The following is an 18646-nucleotide window of genomic DNA, read 5'->3' on the forward strand; positions in this document are numbered from 1 at the left end:
GTACAGAATGAGCCAGACACAACGCCAGCTGCGGCTGGGCGCGATTATCCAGGGCGTATCCGGCAATATGTCAGCATGGCGCCACCCGGACGCGGTCGCTGACGCCAGCATCAACGTGGACTATGTCATCGAACTGGCGCGCAGGGCGGAACGGGCGAAAATCGACTTTCTGTTTGTCGCCGACGGCCTGTACATCACGCCGCAGTCGATTCCGCACTTCCTGAACCGCTTTGAACCCATCACGCTGCTCTCCGCGCTGGCGCTGGTCACCCGGAACATCGGCCTGGTGGCGACGCTATCCACCTCTTACAGCGAGCCTTTTACCGTGGCGCGTCAGTTTGCCAGCCTGGACCATCTGAGCGGTGGCCGGGGAGGCTGGAACGTGGTGACCTCGCCGCTCGAAGGCTCAGCGAAAAACTTCTCGCGTGCCACTCACCCGGAACATGATGAACGCTACCGCGTTGCCAGCGAATATCTGCGCGTGGTGACCGGGCTGTGGGACTCCTGGGAGAAGGACGCCTTCGTCCGTAACAAGGCCAGCGGTGAATTCTTCGCGGCCGATAAGCTGCATACCCTCAATCACAAAGGACAGTACTTCTCGGTACAGGGACCGCTTAACGTCGGTCGTTCGCCGCAGGGCAGGCCGGTTATCTTCCAGGCGGGCGCATCGGAAGCGGGCAAAGCCTTCGCCGCCGAAGCGGCCGATGCCATCTACACCCGGCACAGCAGCCTGGAGCAGGCGCGAGCGTTTCGTGAAGACGTTCGCCGCCGCCTGGAAGCGCGCGGGCGTAATGCTGACGATATCCGCGTTTTCCAGGGCATCAGCGTGATTATCGGCGACACCCCAGAGGAGGCTGAACGCCGCTATCAGCAGACCGCCGAACTGGTCACCATCGATAAGGCGCTGGAGTACCTTGGCCGCTACTTTGAACACCATGATTTCAGCCAGTACGCGCTGGATGAACCCTTTCCGGAGATCGGCGAGCTGGGAGAAAACAGCTTCCGCAGCACCACTGATAATATCAAGCGCTACGCCCGCGAGCGGGGCCTGACGCTGCGTCAGGTGGCGCTGGAGGAGGCAACGCCGCGCCCCAGCTTTATCGGCACCGCCGCAGCGGTGGCGGAAGGCCTGGCGCAGTGGTTCCTGGAGGGGGCCGCCGATGGCTTTATCGTGCGCGGCGGCACGCCGACCGCCTTTGATGACTTTGTGGATCAGGTGATCCCGCTGCTTCAGGCGCGGGGGCTCTACCGTCAGGAGTATGAAGGCGAGACATTGCGTGAAAACCTTGGTCTGGCCGAGCCGGAGAATCAGTTTGCCCAACGCCGGCAGCAGGTCGCGTAATGCCAGCTAAGGTGATTTTCAGTGAGCAGCAGGCCCTGGCCGCCGCGCATGCCGTGGCCGCACTGCCGGTAAGCGATGCGGCGACCCGCGATCGCCTCTACCCGCTTGAGGCGCTGTTGCTGTTCAGCCGCCCGAATCATCGCCAGCGCGCCCTCTCTGAGGGCAGCGGAAATTTGTAGATAAACCAGGGCGCGGCGGTTTTATTGACGCCCTGATTCGAGGAGGGGAGATATTCAAGCTGCGGCGCGGGAATATAGATATTCCGGCTGCGGTCAATAAACAGCGCGTCGGCAGAGATCAGGCGGTCATCCTGAATTAATACCTGACGTTCGCCGCCGGGCAGCAGCCGCTCGACCGAACGGCTTTCGGTGTTGGAGAGATAAAAGTGACCCTGGCTATCCATCGCGGTGCCGCCGATTGAGGGGATATCCGCGTACTTTTCAATGTGCCCCTGCAAGGTCGCGTCATCCAGCGCATCATCCAGCAGGTAGCGCGTTGCAATACGGCGCATCGGGCCGGTGGGCGTAGAGAAATAGAGCCATTTGCCATCGGGGCTGACCTCCAGCATATCGCTCGCGACCTCGGGTCGTTTACCCTTTTCATCGCTCAGGATGCGGCCGCCAAACCCCTTTTGCGCCAGCTTCGGCGGCTTGTTCAGCTCGGGCAGAGCGGAAAGTTTTCTTTTGGTCACCCCGGTTTTCAGGTTATGGATGATGATGCCGCCCAGGCCCGAGTCGGTGACAAATATCAGGTCGCCCCAGATCCGCAAATCGTTGGGCGCACCGCCCGGCGGCAGACTTTGTGCATCAAAGCGTAGGATTTTGCTGACGCGTCCGGTGGCGATATCAAAGGCAACCAGCTTCGCCGCGCCCGGCGCGGGCGTGCCATCCTCAGGTGCCCCCTGATCAACCACCCATACCAGGTGATCATTGAATATATGCACCGCATTAATATTCACCAGCTGGTCCACGCCGCTGGCGCCCGCCCGCCACTGGTTCCAGTCGTTACCGGGGAAGGGCACCGGGCCGTGCGCTGTAACCTTCGCCAGCGCGGGGGAGTTTTCATGGCCTTTAAAACGCGGCAGGTTAATAAATATTGTGCCCTGCGAGGAGACCGCCGCGCCGTTGGTCAGCCACGGGGAGGTTACCGCGACCTCAAGTGGGGAGGCTGATTTTACTGCCGCAAAGCTTTGACGCGCCAGCGCCGCCGCAGCGAGCCCGCTAATAATGAAATTTCTTCTGTTCAACAGCGACTCCTTAATACCGGGATATAAACAGAGGAGGCAAAGCGTAATAATGCTCAGCCCGAGTGAAGCGCATTGATTTTCCGGAAATTATTAACTAAACCTTTATTAGGTTTAGATGAATTATTCCGGACTGACAAAAAAATATTTAAGGTCACTTTGCGTTATTAATTAATTCAGGCCCGTAATAAACAGGAGAAAATAATGAGCGGCGAAAGCCATACCTTCCGTGCTGTCCAGGAATTATCATGCGATGAAAGATAACCGCCCGGACCATTTCGATGCCGAATTCTCCCGCCTGCCCGAGGTCAGCCTGCTGGCAAATGAAAAATATAAGGGCGACCCCAATTTTATGACCTCGCTGGCCAGGGGACTGGAAGTGCTACAGACATTCAGACCGGATCATCCCAGGCAAACGGTGGCACGCATCAGTGAAATAACGCGCCTTCATCGCGCCGTGGTCAGACGCTGCCTCTATACGCTTGCAGCCCTGGGTTTTGTTTATTCAGATGATAACCGGCATTATCAGCTGCTCCCGCGCGTGTTAACCATCGGTCATGCCTATTTACATTCATCCGGGCTGGCGAAGCAGGCGCAAATTGCCCTCGACTACCTTAGTCAGCAGATTAATCACTCCTGTTCCGTCGCCACGCTGGATGGTGACAGCATCCTCTATATCGCCCGCGCGTCCGTTAGCCGGATTATGAAAATTGACCTTGGCCGCGGCAGCCGTTTGCCCGCTTACGCAACGTCAATGGGGCTTGTCCTGCTCAGCGAACTGCCTGACGCCGAGCTGGAGGCGTACTTAAATCGGGTGCAGCTCAGTGCGTTTACGCCCCAGACCATTACCGACAAAGCATTGCTACGTGAGGAACTGGTAAAGATCAAATCTCAGGGCTATGCCATTAACGACCAGCAGCTGGAGACTGGGCTGCGATCGATGGCGGTTCCCATGTATTCGTCCAGGGGTAAGGTTGTTGCGGCAATGAATGTCGGCACGCACGTATCGCAAACATCCTCCGCCGAGTTGAAAGAGGTGTTTCTGCCAAAGCTTCAGCGCGCTGCCATGGAGCTTTCGCTGTTGTTGTAGCGTGCCGCTGGCCCTGAAAGGGCTCGCCATCTTTTTTTGAACTCCCTCTCTCACCCATAAAACCATTAATTTTATTAAACCATTAATTCCAGGGTGTTTTTATAAAAAATTGCATTTTTATGCTGTTGTAATGACGGAAGTGGCGTTTTTAAACCTGGCTCACAAAAATGATGCAGAATTGTTAAATGTTACGATAATCGCACAACTTATCGTTATTCGCACTTGTTGCGTTTTTCTCCCTCACCTAAGTTGAACCCAGTCAGATTCAACGAGGTGAGGAAGAAAATGGTCAACAAAGAGATAAGCAGCGCCGATGAGGCCGTCTCGAATGTTCAGGACGGCGCCGTCATCATGGTTGGGGGATTTGGCCCGGCCGGGCAGCCTGCCGAGCTGATTAACGCACTGATGCGCCGCAGGCCGCGTGGTCTGACGCTGATCAGCAACAATGCCGGTAACGGCGATTATGGATTAGCCGCCCTGATGAAATCGGGCTGCGTGCGAAAAATCATCTGTTCATTTCCGCGCCAGAGTGATTCCTGGGTTTTTGACGAACTCTATCGTCAAAAAAAGATTGAACTGGAGCTGGTACCGCAGGGCAACCTGGTGGCGCGTATCCAGGCCGGCGGGGCAGGGCTGGGGGGAATTTTCACCCCAACCGGCTATGGTACGCAGCTGACGGAAGGCAAAGAGACGCGCCTTATTGACGGACGTCACTATGTGCTGGAAACGCCGCTTACCGCACATTTCTCGCTGATCAAAGCGCAGCGTGCCGATCGCTGGGGCAACCTGACGTTTAACAAAGCCGGACGCAATTTCGGTCCAATTATGGCTCCGGCCAGCCGCTGCACCATTGTGGAGGTCAGTGAAATGGCCGCCCTGGGAGAGCTGGATCCCGAAGCGATCGTCACCCCCGGTATTTACGTCTCGCGCGTGGTACAGGTACCCGCCGTTCAAACCCACTTACTTGCTCAGGGGGGCTGAATGAAAACCCTGACGCATCAGCAGCTCGCCCGTCGCATTGCACAGGATATTCCTGAGGGTGCCTACGTAAATCTGGGGATCGGCCAGCCGACGCTAATTGCTGACTATCTTCCGGCGGACAAAGAGATATTCCTGCACAGTGAAAACGGCATTCTGGGAATGGGGCCGACGCCTGAAGCGGATGCCATTGACCCGGAGCTGATCAATGCCGGCAAACAGCCGGTGACGCTGCTGCCGGGCGGCTGCTTTTTTCACCATGGGGATTCCTTCGCCATGATGCGCGGCGGTCATCTGGATATCTGCGTATTGGGCGCTTACCAGGTTTCGCAGCGCGGGGATCTGGCTAACTGGAGCACCGGCTCGCCGGACGCCATTCCTGCGGTGGGGGGAGCGATGGATCTGGCCATCGGGGCGCGAAAGGTCTTTGTGATGACCCGCCATCTGACTAAAACCGGCGAGTGCAAAATCGTTGAAACCTGCAGCTATCCGCTGACCGGCATCGCCTGTATTTCGCGAATATATACCGATATGGCGGTGATGGACATTACGGGATCCGGCGTGGTGGTACGTGAACTCTTTGGCGAGGTCACCGCCGGGTATCTGCAAGACATTACTCCCGTCCCGCTGCAATTTTCACTGCTCAAGCCGGAGGTCGCCCATGTCTGAAGCCTATATCTGCGGCGGGGTAAGAACGCCGTTTGGCCGTCTCAATGGCAGCCTGTCCGGGATCCGGGCTGACGATCTGGCAGCGATCCCGCTGCGTGAACTGCTCCAGCGTCATCCGGCGCTGGATCCAGCGGCTATTGATGATGTACTGCTGGGCTGTGCCAATCAGGCCGGGGAGGATAACCGCAACGTGGCGCGGATGGCCGCGCTGCTGGCGGGGCTGCCCCCCAGCGTACCGGGCGGTACCCTCAACAGGCTGTGCGGTTCCAGCCTTGATGCGGTTGCTACCGCGGCACGGGCGATCAAAAGCGGCGAAAACGACATGGTTATCGCAGGCGGTGTGGAGAGTATGACGCGGGCGCCCTGGGTAATGGGTAAAGCGGAATCGGCGTTTAGCCGGGCGATGCGCATTGAGGATACCACCATGGGCTGGCGCTTAATCAATCCACAGATGCAGGTGCAGTATGGGACGGAATCCATGCCGCAAACCGCTGAGAACCTGGCAGAGAAATTCGCCATCAGCCGGGGCGATCAGGACGCCTTTGCCCTGCGTAGCCAGCAGCGCACCGCCGCAGCATGGGAGGCAGGGTTCTACGCACCGCAGATTGTCCCTGTCACGCTGCCGGTGAAAAAAAACCAGCAGCCGGAACGGTTTTCACGGGATGAACATCCGCGCGCCACCACCGCTGAAGCGCTGGCGCGCCTTAAGCCGGTCGTATACGCGGCTGGCACCATTACGGCGGGCAACGCCTCCGGCCTGAATGATGGCGCCTGTGCGTTGCTGATCGCCAGCGAACGGGCACTCACTGCCCATCAACTCCAGCCAATGGCGCGGGTTATCGCCAGTGCGGTGAGCGGCGTGGAACCCGGGCTCATGGGCTTTGGCCCGGTGGGCGCGGTTAACCGGGTGCTGGCGTTAACCGGACTGACGCTGCAAAACATGGATGTGATTGAGCTAAACGAAGCCTTTGCTGCTCAGGTGCTGAGCGTTACGCGCGCGCTGGGGCTGCCTGACGATGCAGAGTGGCTCAATCCTAACGGTGGGGCAATTGCCCTTGGGCATCCGCTGGGGGCCTCGGGGGGGCGGCTGGTCCTTAACGCCTGCCATCAGCTCAGTAAAACCGGCGGTAAGCTGGCGCTCTGCACGATGTGCATCGGCGTAGGGCAGGGCATCGCCCTCGTCCTCGAACGGGTTTGAGGTGTGACAATGGAAACCGAATACCGACTCGATGGCCCGGTCAATGCGCCAGTGCTGGTGCTGTCCAATTCACTCGGCACCTTGTGGACCCTGTGGGATGCGCAGTTCTCCAGCTTTATTAAGCACTTTCGGGTACTGCGTTACCACACCCGTGGGCATGGCAGCAGTACGCTGCCCGCCGACCCGCTGAGTATTGACCGGCTTGGCCAGGACGTCATCGATCTGCTTGATCACCTCAGGATTGAACGTGCCTGCTTCTGCGGCATCTCGCTCGGCGGCCTGACGGGGCTGTGGCTGAATCTGCACCATCCTGACCGCTTCAATCGTTTTGTTCTGGCGAATACGGCAGCCCGCATCGGTAGCCAGGCGGCGTGGCAGACGCGCGCCGAACAGGTACGACGCGAAGGGCTGGGGGCGGTGGTCGCCGCTACGGATAAACGCTGGTTCACCGAAGACTATATTCAGCGCAGGCCCGGTATCGTCGAAAACCTGCTGGAGAGCCTGGCAGAGATCTCCCCGGCGGGATATGCCGCCTGCTGCGAAGCGCTGGCGCTGGCGGATTTACGCTCAGGCCTGGTGGAGATGCCGCGCCCGATGCTGATGATCGCCGGACGGGAAGATCCGGTTACTCCGGTAGCAGACGCTCAGCGGGTGGTTGACGCCGCACCTCAGGCACGGCTCTGCGTGCTGACCGCCTCGCATCTTTCCAACATTGCCTGTGCGTCAGCGTTCACCCGGCAAACGCTTAAATTTCTGCTCAAAGGAGAGGGTTATGGCATTAACGATTGAAAACATCAGCAGCTGGCTGGTCGATATTCCCACCATCCGGCCACATAAGATGTCGATGGTCACGATGGGCTGCCAGACGCTGGTCATTGTCAAAATAAGCTGCGCGGGGGGGATCACCGGCTGGGGAGAGGCGACCACTATCGGCGGGCTGAGCTATGGCCCGGAAAGCCCGGAGTCCATAAAAATCGCTCTTGACCGCTATCTTGCCCCCCTGCTCACTGGCATACCGCTGACGGGCGTCGAGCCGCTGGCGGCACGGATGAATGCGGGGGTGCGCGGCAATACATTCGCTAAGTCCGCGCTGGAAACCGCGTTCCTTGATGCCACCGGTAAAGCCTGCGGCGTCCCGGTCAGTACGCTGCTGGGCGGTGCCAGGCAGCATCGTCTGCCGGTGCTCTGGACGCTGGCCAGCGGCGAGACGGATAAAGACATTGATGAAGGGCGTCGCCTGATGGCAGAGGGGCGCCACCAGCGTTTCAAGCTGAAAATAGGTGCCAGGTCACTACAGGAAGACCTGAAACATGCGCTCAGCATTAAGGCCGCGCTGGGCGAGGAGGTGGCGGTACACGTCGACGTCAATCAGGCATGGGATATGTCCACCGCGCTGCGCGCCATTCCCGCGCTGCTTGCGGGCGGCATTAATATGATTGAGCAACCGATTGACTGCCACGATCGTCGCAATCTGGTCGATCTCAGCCAGCGTTTTAACGCTACCCTGCTGGCGGACGAAGCGGTGACGGACGGGCAGTCCGGGTTTGCGCTGGCCCGCGCCGGTTTTGTTGGCGCTTACGCGTTGAAAATTGCCAAGGCGGGCGGCCCGGCACAGGCGTTAAAGCTGGCGCATATCGCCAGCGCGGCGGGCATCGGGCTATACGGCGGCACCATGCTGGAAGGCGCTATCGGCACCGTCGCCTCGCTTCATGCCTGGTCGACGCTGGATCTGACCGAGGGCACCGAGATGTTTGGTCCGCTGTTGCTCAAAGATGACATTCTCACCCACCCGCTGGACTTCAGTAAGGGCAGCGTTTCGCTGCCCTCCGGTCCGGGCTTAGGCGTGGACGTCGACGAAGAGAAACTCTCCTATTACGCACGAAAGTAGCGAGGACACCATGTTATTTAAAGTTGCGATGATCGTTGAAATTCCTGCCACTCTCGCACCAGAAGAGGCGCAGCAGTTAAAAGCCAAAGAGAAAGCGTATTCACAACAGTTACAGCACGAAGGTAAATGGCGTCATATCTGGCGTATTGCCGGGAAATATGAAAATGTCAGCATTTTTGACGTCAAGGATAATACGGCGCTGCATGACATATTAATGGGGCTGCCGCTGTATCCTTTTATGAAAATCAGCATTGAGCCTTTATGCCGGCATCCCTCTTCAATACATGAAGATGATAAATAATACGCGCATTGTGCAATGAGGAGATGAATATGTCAGAGAATATTATTCATACTGAAGCGTTCAAAGATTTTATTGCGGTTAGCTGTGGCATAAATGTTGTCGGAGGTGACGCCCGGTTTAAAGCCATTATTAATCGTATGATGTTCGATCTATGTGGCCTGATTGAAGAGTTCGCTATCAGCGACGAAGAGTTCTGGCGCGCGGTCAATTACCTTAACGTCCTGGGAGAACGTAAAGAGGTTGCGCTGCTGGCCGCCGGTCTGGGGCTGGAGCACTTCCTGGATATGCGCGCTGATGCGTCAGAAGCCGCCGCCGGTCATACTGGCGGTACCCCGCGTACCATTGAAGGGCCTTTATACGTGGCAAATGCGCCACTAAGCCAGCGACAGGCCCGTATGGATGATGGAAAGGATCCGGGTGAACCCCTGTGGCTCTGTGGTCAGGTAACCGACCAGCACGACAGGCCGCTGGCCGGCGCAATTGTTGATATCTGGCATGCGAATACCCACGGCTGCTACTCCTTTTTTGATCCCTCGCAACCGCCCTATAACCTGCGCCGCCGCATCGAAACCGCCGAGGATGGCAGATACGCGGCGCGTAGCATTCTCCCCTCCGGCTATGGCTGCCCGCTGGACGGACCCACTCAGGCGCTGTTAAATCATCTGGGGCGTCATGGCAATCGCCCGGCCCACATTCACTTTTTTGTTTCCGCTCCTGGTCACAGGCATCTTACCACGCAGATTAACCTGAATGGCGATGAGTGGTTATGGGATGATTTCGCCTTTGCGACACGCGAAGAATTAATCGCCGACCCGGTGAATGTGACCGATCGGCATATTGCGCGCGAACGCGATATGCCGGTTCCCCATACGGAAATAAGTTTTGATTTCAAACTGCTGCCTGCCGAAAGTGAACGAGAAATAGAAAAAATTAAACGCGCGCGCATGTTGGAATAAACCGGGCTGCGCCCGCCAGTGTCGTGATATCAATTCATTCAGAGGAAATAACAATGAGCGAAGCTCTCTCGCTGCGTACGCGCACGCTTATGGAAAAAATAAATAACGCGCTAATTATTGATAAGGATGAAGGTCAATATAAATGCCATCGCAGCATCTTTACCGACCCGGAATTATTTGAACTGGAAATGAAACATATATTTGAGGGCGGCTGGGTCTTTCTGGCGCACGAAAGTCAGCTGGCGAAACCGGGTGATTATTATACCCTGACCATCGGTCGTCAGCCCGTGATGCTCACCCGCGATAAAAATGGCCATCTGCAGGCGCTGATCAACAGCTGTTCACATCGGGGTGCAATGCTTGCTACGCGGAAAACAGGCAATAAAAGCGCTTTCACCTGCCCCTTCCACGGCTGGACGTTCAGTAACGATGGTCGGTTGCTAAAGGCAAAAGATGAAAAGAGTGGAGGCTATCCTCCCTGTTTCAAACAGGACGGCGCCCACGATCTCAAATCTCTGCCGCGCTTTGCCTGCTACAAGGGTTTTTTATTCGGCAGCCTCAACGCGGCGGTGCCGGAGCTGGAGGCGTGGCTGGGGGAGACGCGTAACGTTATCGACCTGATAGTCGATCCGGCAGAGCAGGGGCTTGAGGTATTAGCCGGTACCTCAAGCTACACCTACGAGGGTAACTGGAAACTACAGATGGAAAACGGCGCGGACGGTTACCACGTCAGCGTTGTGCACTGGAATTACGCCTCTACCATGTCACGCCGCAATTACGAAGCCAACGCGACCCACACGGTTGATGCCAATGGCTGGTCAAAAAGCCCTGGCGGGGTCTATGGCTTTGAAAATGGCCATATGTTGCTGTGGACGCGGGTTATGAACCCCGAGGTTCGGCCAGTCTTCAAACAAAAGGAGCGCCTGGCTGCCGCCTTCGGTGAGGCACGAATGGATCTGATGGTCAATGAAACGCGCAACCTCTGCCTCTATCCCAATCTCTATCTGATGGACCAGTTCTCGACCCAGCTGCGGGTGGTCAGACCGATAGCGGTGGATAAAACCGAGGTGACCATATTCTGCTTTGCGCCTAAGGGGGAAGAGGCGGCGGATCGGGCACTGCGGATCCGTCAGTACGAGGACTTTTTCAACGTTAGCGGTATGGGTACGCCGGACGATCTGGAGGAGTTTCGCGCCTGCCAGAGCGGCTACAACGCGGCGAATCTACCCTGGAGCGATATGAGCCGTGGCGCGGTGCGCTGGCAGGAAGAAGCGGATGACAATGCCCGTCAGATGGGGATAAGTCCGCTGCTGACCGGCATCCGCGCGGAAGATGAAGCTCTGTATATCACCCACCATCATCACTGGCAGAGCAGGTTACTGAAGGCGATTAGCGGGGAGGAGGCAGAATGAGCCAGCTACAGCATCAGATTGAACAGTTTCTCTATCGCGAATCGCGGCTACTGGACGACCGGCGCTGGGACGAGTGGATCGACTGCTATCACCCGCGGGTGGAGTACTGGATGCCCGCCTGGGGGGATGATGACTACCTCACCAGCGACCCGCAGCAGGAAATTTCGCTGATCTACTATGCCACCCGCGACGGCCTGGAGGATCGGGTTTATCGCATCAAAACCGAACGCTCTGCGGCCAGCACCCCCGAGCCGCGCACCACGCACGCCATCAGCAACGTCGAAATCCTCTCCAGCGACGGTGACCAGCATCAGGTGCGCTACAGCTGGTCTACCTGGAGCCACCGTTATAAACAGTCGGAGGTCTTTTTCGGTCACTGTCTCTGTACCCTGGTGCAGGAGGATAACCAGCTGCTGATTAAGCGCAAAAAAATCCAGCTTAACAATGACTACATCAATCATGTGATTGATATCTACCATCTGTAGGGGGACGGGATGTTTACCATTGCACTTAATTTTGAGGATGGCGTCAGCCGTTTTATTCAATGTAATGAAAACGAGAAAGTGCTGGATGCCGCCTACCGGCAGAAAATCAATCTGCCGATGGACTGCTCCGATGGCGTGTGCGGCACCTGTAAGTGCCGCTGTGAGAGGGGAGAATTCGATCTTGGAGATGAATATCTTGAGGAAGCGCTATCGGACCAGGAGCGCGATGGCGGCCTGGTGCTGACCTGTCAGATGGTGCCCTCATCGGACTGTACGATCGCCGTCCCTGTGACGTCGTCGATGTGCAAAACTGGCGTCGACACCTTCCGCACCGACGTCATTGCCGTAGAAAATCTCTCTCCCTCCACTATCGAGCTATGCCTGCGTCTGTCCGATCGGCAGGGGCTTGCCTTTCTCAGCGGGCAGTATGTCAATATCCAGCTGCCCGGCACGGAGATCACCCGTGCTTACTCCTTCAGCTCAGCGCCCGGCGCGGATCGGCTCTCGTTTTTAATCCGCAACGTACCTAATGGACTGATGAGCAGCTGGCTGAGTAAAAGAGCCAGGCCAGGAGACGCGCTGACGCTGACCGGGCCGCAGGGCAGCTTTTATCTGCGCGCGGTGACCCGTCCGGTGCTGATGCTGGCGGGCGGAACCGGGCTTGCGCCATTCCTGTCGATGCTGCGAACCCTTGCGCGCGGCGAACTCAGCTTCCCCGTCCATCTGGTGTGGGGCGTAAATCGCGACAGCGATCGGGTTAAACTGGAGGAACTGGCGTCTCTGGCGCAGCAGATGCCGCTGTTTAGCTACCGCATTTGCGTGGCCGATAGCGCATCAACGGAGCGCAGAACAGGCTATGTTACCCAGCATATTGACGACGGCATGCTGAATGACGGCGATGTCGACGTTTACCTCTGCGGGCCGCCGCCGATGGTTGAGGCGGTAATGAGCTATCTCCAGGCCAGAGCCCTGGCCCCGCAAAACTTTTACTATGAGAAGTTTACGCCCCAGGCCGCAGGAGAGGCATCATGATGCGGGAGCGATTTAGCGGTAAAGTCATGGCTGTTACCGGTGCAGGGCAGGGCATTGGTAAAGCCGTTGCCCTGGCGGCGGCGGCCGAAGGGGCTGACGTGGCGTTAATCGACCGCGCTGAGCACGTGGAGGATGTTTGTCAGCAGATCCGCCGGCTGGGGCGCAGCGCTATTGCCATTCGCGCCGACTTAGAAGTCTGGCAGGAGGCCGAAGCGGCATTACGTCAGGCCCATAGTTACTTTGGTCAGCTGGATATTCTGGTCAATAACGTGGGGGGCACTATCTGGGCGCGCCCGTTTGCCGACTACGCGCCGCAGCAAATTGAGGCAGAGGTCCGACGATCGCTGTTTCCCACGCTGTGGTGCTGCCGCGCGGTGCTGCCTTTCATGCTGGAACAGCAGCGGGGCGTCATTGTCAACGTCTCGTCGGTGGCCACGCGCGGGGTGAACCGCGTGCCGTACTCGGCCAGCAAGGGGGGTGTCAACGCCCTGACGCAGTCACTGGCGATGGAATTTGCCGCAGCCGGAATTCGGGTTAACGCTACCGCGCCCGGTGGGACCGACGCACCGCCGCGTCTGACGCCGCGTAACAGCGAAATCCCTACGGTTCAGGAACAGGCCTGGTACGATCGGGTGGTCAGTCAGACCCTCGATGCCAGCCTGATGCATCGCTACGGCAGCGTTGATGAACAGGTTGCTGCCATCCTGTTCCTCGCCAGCGACGAGGCCAGCTATATCACGGGGACCATCCTGCCCGTGGCGGGAGGGGATTTAGGGTGATGGGCAGCCAGGTGAAGCCGGCATAGCGCAGAATCACCCGCCATGAAGTGCGGGCATACAGGCGGGTTAACAGTAAAGTGAAGCAGCGCCGGTACTGATTCAATCCGGCCTGCATTCACTCAGCCTGGCCTGGAATAGAGCCAGATTATTTAGCCAGCAGTTCCCTGCGAACGATTTCTGCCCCTGCGCTTAACGCATTGAGCTTACCTCTCGCAACCTGACGGGACAGCGGGATCATGCCACAGTTAGTTGAAGGATAGAGCTTGTCGGCATCGACAAACTGAAGCGCCTTGCGCAGCGTATTGGCGACTTCTTCGGGGGTTTCAATGGTATTGGTTGCCACGTCAATGGCCCCAACCATCACTTTTTTACCCCGGATCAGTTCAATCAGCTCCATTGGAACATGTGAGTTTTGACATTCGAGGGAGATGATATCGATATCAGAGGCCTGCAGCTTAGGGAAAATCTCTTCATATTGCCGCCACTCTGAACCCAGCGTCTTTTTCCAGTCCGTATTGGCTTTGATGCCGTAGCCATAGCAAATATGTACGGCGGTTTCACACTTAAGCCCTTCGATGGCTCTCTCTAAAGCGGCAATCCCCCAGTCATTCACCTCATCGAAAAATACGTTAAAGGCGGGTTCATCAAACTGGATAATATCAACGCCAGCCGCCTCAAGCTCTTTGGCTTCCTGATTGAGAATTTTAGCGAATTCCCAGGCCAGCTTTTCGCGACTTTTATAGTGGCTGTCATACAGCGTATCAATCATCGTCATGGGACCGGGCAGGGCCCATTTAATGGGTTTATCGGTTTGCTGACGTAAAAAACGGGCATCTTCAACGAAAACGGGCTTTTGGCGACTCACCGGCCCCACGACCGTTGGGACACTCGCATCATAGCGATTACGGATTTTCACGATCTCACGCTTCTCGAAATCCACGCCGCTGAGGTGCTCGATAAAGGTGGTGACAAAATGCTGGCGCGTTTGCTCACCATCACTGACAATATCGATACCGGCCTGCTGCTGATCTTCCAGACACAAACGCAGAGCATCCTGTTTGCCATCAATCAGTTCCTGACCCTGCAATTTCCAGGGGGACCACAGTGTCTCAGGCTGTGCAAGCCAGGAGGGTTTAGGTAAACTGCCCGCGGTCGATGTAGGTAACAATATTTTCATAACAGATGCCTTGTATTTTAGTTAATCAAAGAACGTAATTAGCAGACCACTGCTCAAGAATAGTTCGATAAGGTTTAATGAAGTGCTCTTCAGTAAACTTACCCTGCTCAACGGCCAGGCGGCTACGCTCTTCTCGATCATAAACAATTTTGGTTACTGCATAATCCTGCTGATCCAAATTCGGCTGATACGCTTCGCCGGCAACCGCATTCGCATTGTAAATCTCAGGCCGGTAAATCTTCTGGAACGTCTCCATCGTGCTGATGGTGCTAATGAGTTCGAGATCCGTATAATCGCCCGTTAAATCACCCGCAAAATAGAAAGCTAAAGGCGCAACGCTGTTTGCCGGCATAAAATAGCGAGCCTGTAGCCCCATTTTATTGAAGTAGCGATCGGTCATGGAGGCTTCATTTTGCTGGTATTCAACGCCCAGGACGGGATGATGATAATCCGTCCGGTGATAGACATTTTTGCTGGAAACGCTCAGGCATATCACCGGGGCTTTATTGAAATTCTCTTTGTAAGTCTCTGAGTTTACGAAGCATTTAAAAAGTTTTCCATGCAAATCGCCAAAATTATCCGGCGTGCTGAAGGTGGATTTATTCCTGTTGTGCTCTAACAGTACGACGCTAAAGTCATAATCCCGCACGTAAGAGGAAAAATTATTGCCGACAATACCTTCAATACGCTGGCTGGTCTTTTTATCGACAATATTCGTTTTTAATATTTCAATCACCGGGAAGGTATTACCCTTGCCCTCAACATCCATCTCAACGGAAACAATTTCAAGCTCAACCGAATAACGATCCCCTTTCAGGTTATCCTCATGCGCCAGCGTGTTGAAGCGATTGTCAATCATCGCCAGAGCATTGCGCAGGTTCTCCTGACGTTTTTCGCCTCTGGCTAAATTAGCAAAGTTGGTCGTGATGCGCGTACTTTCTGATGGATTATAGTTTTCATCAAAATTAATACTCTTAATCGCAAAGGTGAAATCGTTATTGGTCATAATCTGTGATCCTAATGTCTGATATAAGAACCTGAATTTTTATTGTTTCTTCGCTATTTCCCAGCGTCCTTTCCCGGTTTTCTCATTCAGTGCTCTTCATATTGTTGATAATTAATAATGCATATTTTATGCCATTATCATTGGGCGAGTGGAAGTGATTTAATTTCACTGCAACATGAGTCATCTTCATGATCTGCCTCGCGCGCAGTACGCCTGTTGCTGCAAAAATTCTCTTTTGTCGGAAATTTTCATTCCATATCAACAGATTATATCTGCCTGCCGGAGTGGACTTCTCTGCGTGCCACGCGCTTTATGCATATAGCCGCCTTCGGGTATAGCCGAAAATGGCTTCGCTCAGGCAGCCGACAGGATAGCTAAGCGGTAGCAACAGGATAAGTTGCCCTGATGTTATGTCAGGCTGTTAGAGAAAATGAAAGGGAGTAAACATGCTTAAAGTGAGTGGTGCCACTTATGGTAACCACGGACCTGAGGGTGCGCTTTCGCTACACCCTTAGCAGGTTAGACGCTGCTTTTATCGTCGCCTGTCGCCTTTTTTCAATAAATGCCGCACTCTGTTCTTTTGCTTTTGGCAACTGGGCCGTGGATGCCATCCGGGGGGAGCCACAGGAAAAAGGTGGTGCGGGGTCGTACTCCATGTGTAATTGAATATTCTGTGCAATCTCAGCGCCATAAAGCTCTGCCACAACGGTAAGCGCAAAATCAATGCCCGATGTCACGCCCGCGCCAGTAATACGATTGCGGTCCCGGACGACACGCTCGTTTACGGGTTCTGCCCCCAACAGAGAGAGTTGATCCAGCGAAGCCCAATGCGTCGTTGCCCGATATCCTTTCAGAAGCCCGGCGGCAGCAAGTATCAACGAGCCCGTGCATACGGAAGTCACCAGTCGCGCCTGGTGACTCCGGGCGCGTATAAACGAAAGCACATTCTCATCCGTCATCAGGTCTGTCTGTCCGGGTCCTCCGGGAATGCAGATGACATCAAGTTTCGGGCATGTGCTGAAAGTGGTAGTCGGCAGAATTGCCATTCCCCGGTCCGACACGACAGGATCCCGTGTTTTCCAAATGAGATGGACGTTGGTGTCAGGGGTTCTGACAAAAACTTCATACGGACCGGTGAGATCAAGCTGTGTCAGCGCCGGAAACAGTAGCAGCCCGATTGATATGCCTGCGGAATCACTCATGAGAGACCTTTTCTGATTTACAGATATTAAAATGACTTTTTCTCACCCAGAGCAAATCTGCGCGCTGCGGCAGGGTGATTTCCAAACATTTAACAGGGCAGGTTAACTGGCTGCCCCTCGCATAGCAGAGATTTATCGTCCAGACTTAAACCAAAACGTAGTCTACGCAGCCGTTGTGCTTTACACTGCGCGCTGTAAAAACTGAGTAGATTAACGATAAAGTAGGCGGTAAAGGCGATGAACGGCACGATCACAACCTGGTTTAAAGAAAAAGGTTTTGGATTTATCAAAGATGAGAACGGTGACAACCGTTATTTTCATGTGATCAAGGTCGCCAACCCCGAGCTGATTGACAAAAATGCATCGGTGACGTTCGAACCTGGCACCAATAGCAAAGGCTTGTCAGCCTACGCAGTCAAGGTGCTACCGGAAAGCAACTATATTTATATCGCAGGCGAGCGTCTCAAGCTCACGGCGATCAAGTCCTGGCTGGTTTACAGTGAAGAAGTCCCTGTCGATGCCCGCATTGACAAAGAAAATGCAGTGCTCTCGGTGGGCCTGTTGATGAACAACATCAGGCCGAAATCCTCCACTGAGCCGGGTAAAATGCGTTCGCTGAAAAAACTGGCTATCACCACCTTCCAGGGGACGACATTGATCTTCTCAGAAGATGAGATTGACGTGGATGCCACGGTGAAGATGCTTAAAGTCTGAGTGCGGGCAGACTGAACACAGTCCCAACATAGTCGGCTGACCTTCGTGGGAACCCTGCGCCCTTTACTGGCAGGATTTCGGGCAGCCCATAAGAGTGCCTGATTATTGCTGCGAACCCAGGCAACCAGAGCGTTGCCTTGAATTTTCCTGTTAGCGCATGCAACCAGAGCGTTGCCGCGAATTTTCCTGTTAGCGCAGGCGTCTACAGTACTGCCTCGTTTCTTCCTGCGCTCGCAGTCGCACGGCAATCTATTATGCTTACTGATAATCACCCGCCAGTGGAGAATGTCATGTATACGCTTTATGTGTTGAACGTGGCATTAAGGATACCCAGCTTGCGGCAGAGGTCAGGTACGGACGTCCCCAGCTCGGCCTGCTTCAGGGCAAGATAATTTGCTGTTCGGTGAATCGTGACTTTTCCATCGGCACCCCCTTCGTAGAGGGGCGTGTTTATCACGCCGGAATGCTGTTTCTGATTGGAGCAGGATATTGGGGAAGGGTCGAACGTTTCATTCAAATTATTTTAAAAAACTTTGCCGTCTCAGGATCCGATATTCTTAATATTTTCTGAGAAATATCCTGTCTTATTAATAAGTCAGATCTGGCATGGGGTAAGGCTGAAATTATTAATTGCGATTTTTCTTAATTCTGTATCAGAAAAATCCTGCTGCCTGTGTAAGAGAATAGCTGATTTTGCTCGTTCTATGACATTTTAGGTGTATTGCCCAATCTAAAAACCGCCGCTACAATGCGCCTCGGTAATCCTCCCCTTTTTAACGGAGGCGATAAGTAGAATCAAGTCATGCGTTGAATATGCTGCATCGGCGTGTAGCCATTCAATGCCATATACGAACGCACGTGATTATAAAACCATTACCAGCGTGTGGCATAGTCCTGCAGTTCATCCAGCGAGGAAAACAGGTACTGCCCCAGCCAGTCATAGCGCACTGTACGATTATATCGCTCAATATAAGCGTTCTGCTGAGGTTTACCGGGCTGAATAAAACGCAGGGTTATATTCTGTCGGGCCGCCCATGACATCAGTAGCCTGCCTGTATATTCTGGCCCATTATCGCACCGGATAGCTGCTGGTTTTCCCTTCCATTCAATGAGTTGCTCCAGTGTTCTGACCACCCGACTCGCTGGCAGGGAAAAATCCACCTCAATCGCCAGC

Annotated in this window: 19 protein-coding genes and 2 pseudogenes; 15 read left to right on the top strand and 6 right to left on the bottom strand. The window is 55.1% G+C overall.

What is annotated here, in order from left to right; translation table 11 throughout:
- Positions 1 to 7 precede the first annotated feature (7 nt).
- Together ACLRGG_RS18655 and ACLRGG_RS18660 are read left to right on the top strand one after the other, a co-directional pair.
- Complete coding sequence (locus ACLRGG_RS18655; RefSeq protein ID WP_416251160.1) at positions 8 to 1342, top strand: LLM class flavin-dependent oxidoreductase; 1335 nt, start codon at positions 8 to 10, stop codon at positions 1340 to 1342.
- Entirely contained in the window at positions 1342 to 1521 is a 180-nt protein-coding gene (locus ACLRGG_RS18660; RefSeq protein WP_416251161.1) for a hypothetical protein, read from the top strand. The genes ACLRGG_RS18655 and ACLRGG_RS18660 overlap by 1 nt, the downstream gene beginning before the upstream one ends.
- On the opposite strand, the gene ACLRGG_RS18665 is transcribed toward ACLRGG_RS18660, so the two are convergent.
- Positions 1479 to 2588 (bottom strand): L-dopachrome tautomerase-related protein, encoded by a 1110-nt coding sequence (locus tag ACLRGG_RS18665; RefSeq protein WP_416251162.1) that lies wholly within the window; start codon positions 2586 to 2588, stop codon positions 1479 to 1481. The two genes, ACLRGG_RS18660 and ACLRGG_RS18665, sit on opposite strands and share 43 nt — an antisense overlap.
- A gap of 250 nt (positions 2589 to 2838) precedes the next feature.
- Between ACLRGG_RS18665 and ACLRGG_RS18670 the strand changes: the two genes are divergently transcribed.
- The 12 genes from ACLRGG_RS18670 (at position 2839) to benD (ending at position 13373) form a co-directional block, all read left to right on the top strand.
- Positions 2839 to 3675, top strand: a complete 837-nt coding sequence (locus ACLRGG_RS18670; RefSeq protein WP_416251163.1) for an IclR family transcriptional regulator domain-containing protein — start codon at positions 2839 to 2841, stop codon at positions 3673 to 3675.
- 285 nt (positions 3676 to 3960) lie between these two features.
- Positions 3961 to 4656, top strand: coding sequence for a 3-oxoacid CoA-transferase subunit A (locus ACLRGG_RS18675; protein WP_416251164.1), 696 nt, complete (start codon positions 3961 to 3963; stop codon positions 4654 to 4656).
- A complete protein-coding gene (locus ACLRGG_RS18680) occupies positions 4657 to 5322 on the top strand; it encodes a 3-oxoacid CoA-transferase subunit B (protein WP_416251165.1) in 666 nt (221 codons plus the stop codon).
- Positions 5315 to 6520 carry a 3-oxoadipyl-CoA thiolase gene (gene pcaF / locus ACLRGG_RS18685; RefSeq protein ID WP_416251166.1) on the top strand — a complete coding sequence of 402 codons (1206 nt, stop codon included), beginning with the start codon at positions 5315 to 5317 and terminating at the stop codon, positions 6518 to 6520. The genes ACLRGG_RS18680 and pcaF overlap by 8 nt, the downstream gene beginning before the upstream one ends.
- Positions 6521 to 6529: 9 nt before the next feature.
- Positions 6530 to 7309, top strand: a complete 780-nt coding sequence (gene pcaD, locus ACLRGG_RS18690; RefSeq protein WP_416251167.1) for a 3-oxoadipate enol-lactonase — start codon at positions 6530 to 6532, stop codon at positions 7307 to 7309.
- Positions 7293 to 8408 carry a muconate cycloisomerase family protein gene (locus ACLRGG_RS18695; RefSeq protein WP_416251168.1) on the top strand — a complete coding sequence of 372 codons (1116 nt, stop codon included), beginning with the start codon at positions 7293 to 7295 and terminating at the stop codon, positions 8406 to 8408. The genes pcaD and ACLRGG_RS18695 overlap by 17 nt, the downstream gene beginning before the upstream one ends.
- A gap of 10 nt (positions 8409 to 8418) precedes the next feature.
- Complete coding sequence (gene catC / locus ACLRGG_RS18700) at positions 8419 to 8709, top strand: muconolactone Delta-isomerase (protein ID WP_416251169.1); 291 nt, start codon at positions 8419 to 8421, stop codon at positions 8707 to 8709.
- 29 nt (positions 8710 to 8738) lie between these two features.
- A complete protein-coding gene (gene catA, locus ACLRGG_RS18705; RefSeq protein ID WP_416251170.1) occupies positions 8739 to 9665 on the top strand; it encodes a catechol 1,2-dioxygenase in 927 nt (308 codons plus the stop codon).
- Positions 9666 to 9718: 53 nt separating this feature from the next.
- Positions 9719 to 11077: a Rieske 2Fe-2S domain-containing protein gene (locus ACLRGG_RS18710; protein ID WP_416251171.1), complete on the top strand. Its 1359-nt coding sequence runs from the start codon at positions 9719 to 9721 to the stop codon at positions 11075 to 11077.
- A complete protein-coding gene (gene benB, locus ACLRGG_RS18715; protein ID WP_416251172.1) occupies positions 11074 to 11562 on the top strand; it encodes a benzoate 1,2-dioxygenase small subunit in 489 nt (162 codons plus the stop codon). The genes ACLRGG_RS18710 and benB overlap by 4 nt, the downstream gene beginning before the upstream one ends.
- A 9-nt stretch (positions 11563 to 11571) precedes the next feature.
- Positions 11572 to 12594 carry a benzoate 1,2-dioxygenase electron transfer component BenC gene (benC, locus tag ACLRGG_RS18720; RefSeq protein ID WP_416251173.1) on the top strand — a complete coding sequence of 341 codons (1023 nt, stop codon included), beginning with the start codon at positions 11572 to 11574 and terminating at the stop codon, positions 12592 to 12594.
- Positions 12591 to 13373: a benzoate diol dehydrogenase BenD gene (gene benD, locus ACLRGG_RS18725; RefSeq protein WP_416251174.1), complete on the top strand. Its 783-nt coding sequence runs from the start codon at positions 12591 to 12593 to the stop codon at positions 13371 to 13373. Before benC ends, benD begins: the two co-directional genes overlap by 4 nt.
- A 145-nt stretch (positions 13374 to 13518) precedes the next feature.
- On the opposite strand, the gene ACLRGG_RS18730 is transcribed toward benD, so the two are convergent.
- The 3 genes from ACLRGG_RS18730 to ACLRGG_RS18740 form a co-directional block, all read right to left on the bottom strand.
- Entirely contained in the window at positions 13519 to 14550 is a 1032-nt protein-coding gene (locus ACLRGG_RS18730; RefSeq protein WP_345828028.1) for a methionine synthase, read from the bottom strand.
- A 25-nt stretch (positions 14551 to 14575) separates the two neighbouring features.
- On the bottom strand, positions 14576 to 15556 hold the full coding sequence (locus tag ACLRGG_RS18735) for a DUF1852 domain-containing protein (RefSeq protein WP_416251175.1): 981 nt from the start codon (positions 15554 to 15556) through the stop codon (positions 14576 to 14578).
- A 503-nt stretch (positions 15557 to 16059) separates the two neighbouring features.
- Positions 16060 to 16758 carry a DJ-1/PfpI family protein gene (locus ACLRGG_RS18740; protein WP_416251176.1) on the bottom strand — a complete coding sequence of 233 codons (699 nt, stop codon included), beginning with the start codon at positions 16756 to 16758 and terminating at the stop codon, positions 16060 to 16062.
- 237 nt (positions 16759 to 16995) lie between these two features.
- Between ACLRGG_RS18740 and ACLRGG_RS18745 the strand changes: the two genes are divergently transcribed.
- Positions 16996 to 17472: a cold-shock protein gene (locus tag ACLRGG_RS18745; RefSeq protein WP_416251177.1), complete on the top strand. Its 477-nt coding sequence runs from the start codon at positions 16996 to 16998 to the stop codon at positions 17470 to 17472.
- Between the two features lie 310 nt (positions 17473 to 17782).
- Here ACLRGG_RS18745 and ACLRGG_RS18750 read toward each other — a convergent pair.
- Positions 17783 to 17895: pseudogene (locus tag ACLRGG_RS18750) on the bottom strand (transposase); the annotation flags it as partial.
- Between the two features lie 372 nt (positions 17896 to 18267).
- Positions 18268 to 18646: pseudogene (locus ACLRGG_RS18755) on the bottom strand (integrase core domain-containing protein); the annotation flags it as partial.

Source organism: Erwinia sp. PPS120 (genome assembly GCF_047918655.1).
Lineage (GTDB): Bacteria > Pseudomonadota > Gammaproteobacteria > Enterobacterales > Enterobacteriaceae > Erwinia > Erwinia tasmaniensis_A.

Bases quoted from the DNA above. Each gene is read 5' to 3' on its own strand.
- catC (WP_416251169.1), top strand. From the start codon at position 8,419: ATGTTATTTAAAGTTGCGATGATCGTTGAAATTCCTGCCACTCTCGCA.
- ACLRGG_RS18695 (WP_416251168.1), top strand. From the start codon at position 7,293: ATGGCATTAACGATTGAAAACATCAGCAGCTGGCTGGTCGATATTCCC.
- ACLRGG_RS18670 (WP_416251163.1), top strand. From the start codon at position 2,839: ATGAAAGATAACCGCCCGGACCATTTCGATGCCGAATTCTCCCGCCTG.
- ACLRGG_RS18680 (WP_416251165.1), top strand. From the start codon at position 4,657: ATGAAAACCCTGACGCATCAGCAGCTCGCCCGTCGCATTGCACAGGAT.
- benC (WP_416251173.1), top strand. From the start codon at position 11,572: ATGTTTACCATTGCACTTAATTTTGAGGATGGCGTCAGCCGTTTTATT.
- ACLRGG_RS18735 (WP_416251175.1), bottom strand. From the start codon at position 15,556: ATGACCAATAACGATTTCACCTTTGCGATTAAGAGTATTAATTTTGAT.
- ACLRGG_RS18745 (WP_416251177.1), top strand. From the start codon at position 16,996: ATGAACGGCACGATCACAACCTGGTTTAAAGAAAAAGGTTTTGGATTT.
- catA (WP_416251170.1), top strand. From the start codon at position 8,739: ATGTCAGAGAATATTATTCATACTGAAGCGTTCAAAGATTTTATTGCG.
- ACLRGG_RS18730 (WP_345828028.1), bottom strand. From the start codon at position 14,550: ATGAAAATATTGTTACCTACATCGACCGCGGGCAGTTTACCTAAACCC.
- ACLRGG_RS18740 (WP_416251176.1), bottom strand. From the start codon at position 16,758: ATGAGTGATTCCGCAGGCATATCAATCGGGCTGCTACTGTTTCCGGCG.
- benD (WP_416251174.1), top strand. From the start codon at position 12,591: ATGATGCGGGAGCGATTTAGCGGTAAAGTCATGGCTGTTACCGGTGCA.
- ACLRGG_RS18655 (WP_416251160.1), top strand. From the start codon at position 8: ATGAGCCAGACACAACGCCAGCTGCGGCTGGGCGCGATTATCCAGGGC.
- ACLRGG_RS18675 (WP_416251164.1), top strand. From the start codon at position 3,961: ATGGTCAACAAAGAGATAAGCAGCGCCGATGAGGCCGTCTCGAATGTT.
- benB (WP_416251172.1), top strand. From the start codon at position 11,074: ATGAGCCAGCTACAGCATCAGATTGAACAGTTTCTCTATCGCGAATCG.
- ACLRGG_RS18660 (WP_416251161.1), top strand. From the start codon at position 1,342: ATGCCAGCTAAGGTGATTTTCAGTGAGCAGCAGGCCCTGGCCGCCGCG.
- ACLRGG_RS18710 (WP_416251171.1), top strand. From the start codon at position 9,719: ATGAGCGAAGCTCTCTCGCTGCGTACGCGCACGCTTATGGAAAAAATA.
- pcaD (WP_416251167.1), top strand. From the start codon at position 6,530: ATGGAAACCGAATACCGACTCGATGGCCCGGTCAATGCGCCAGTGCTG.
- pcaF (WP_416251166.1), top strand. From the start codon at position 5,315: ATGTCTGAAGCCTATATCTGCGGCGGGGTAAGAACGCCGTTTGGCCGT.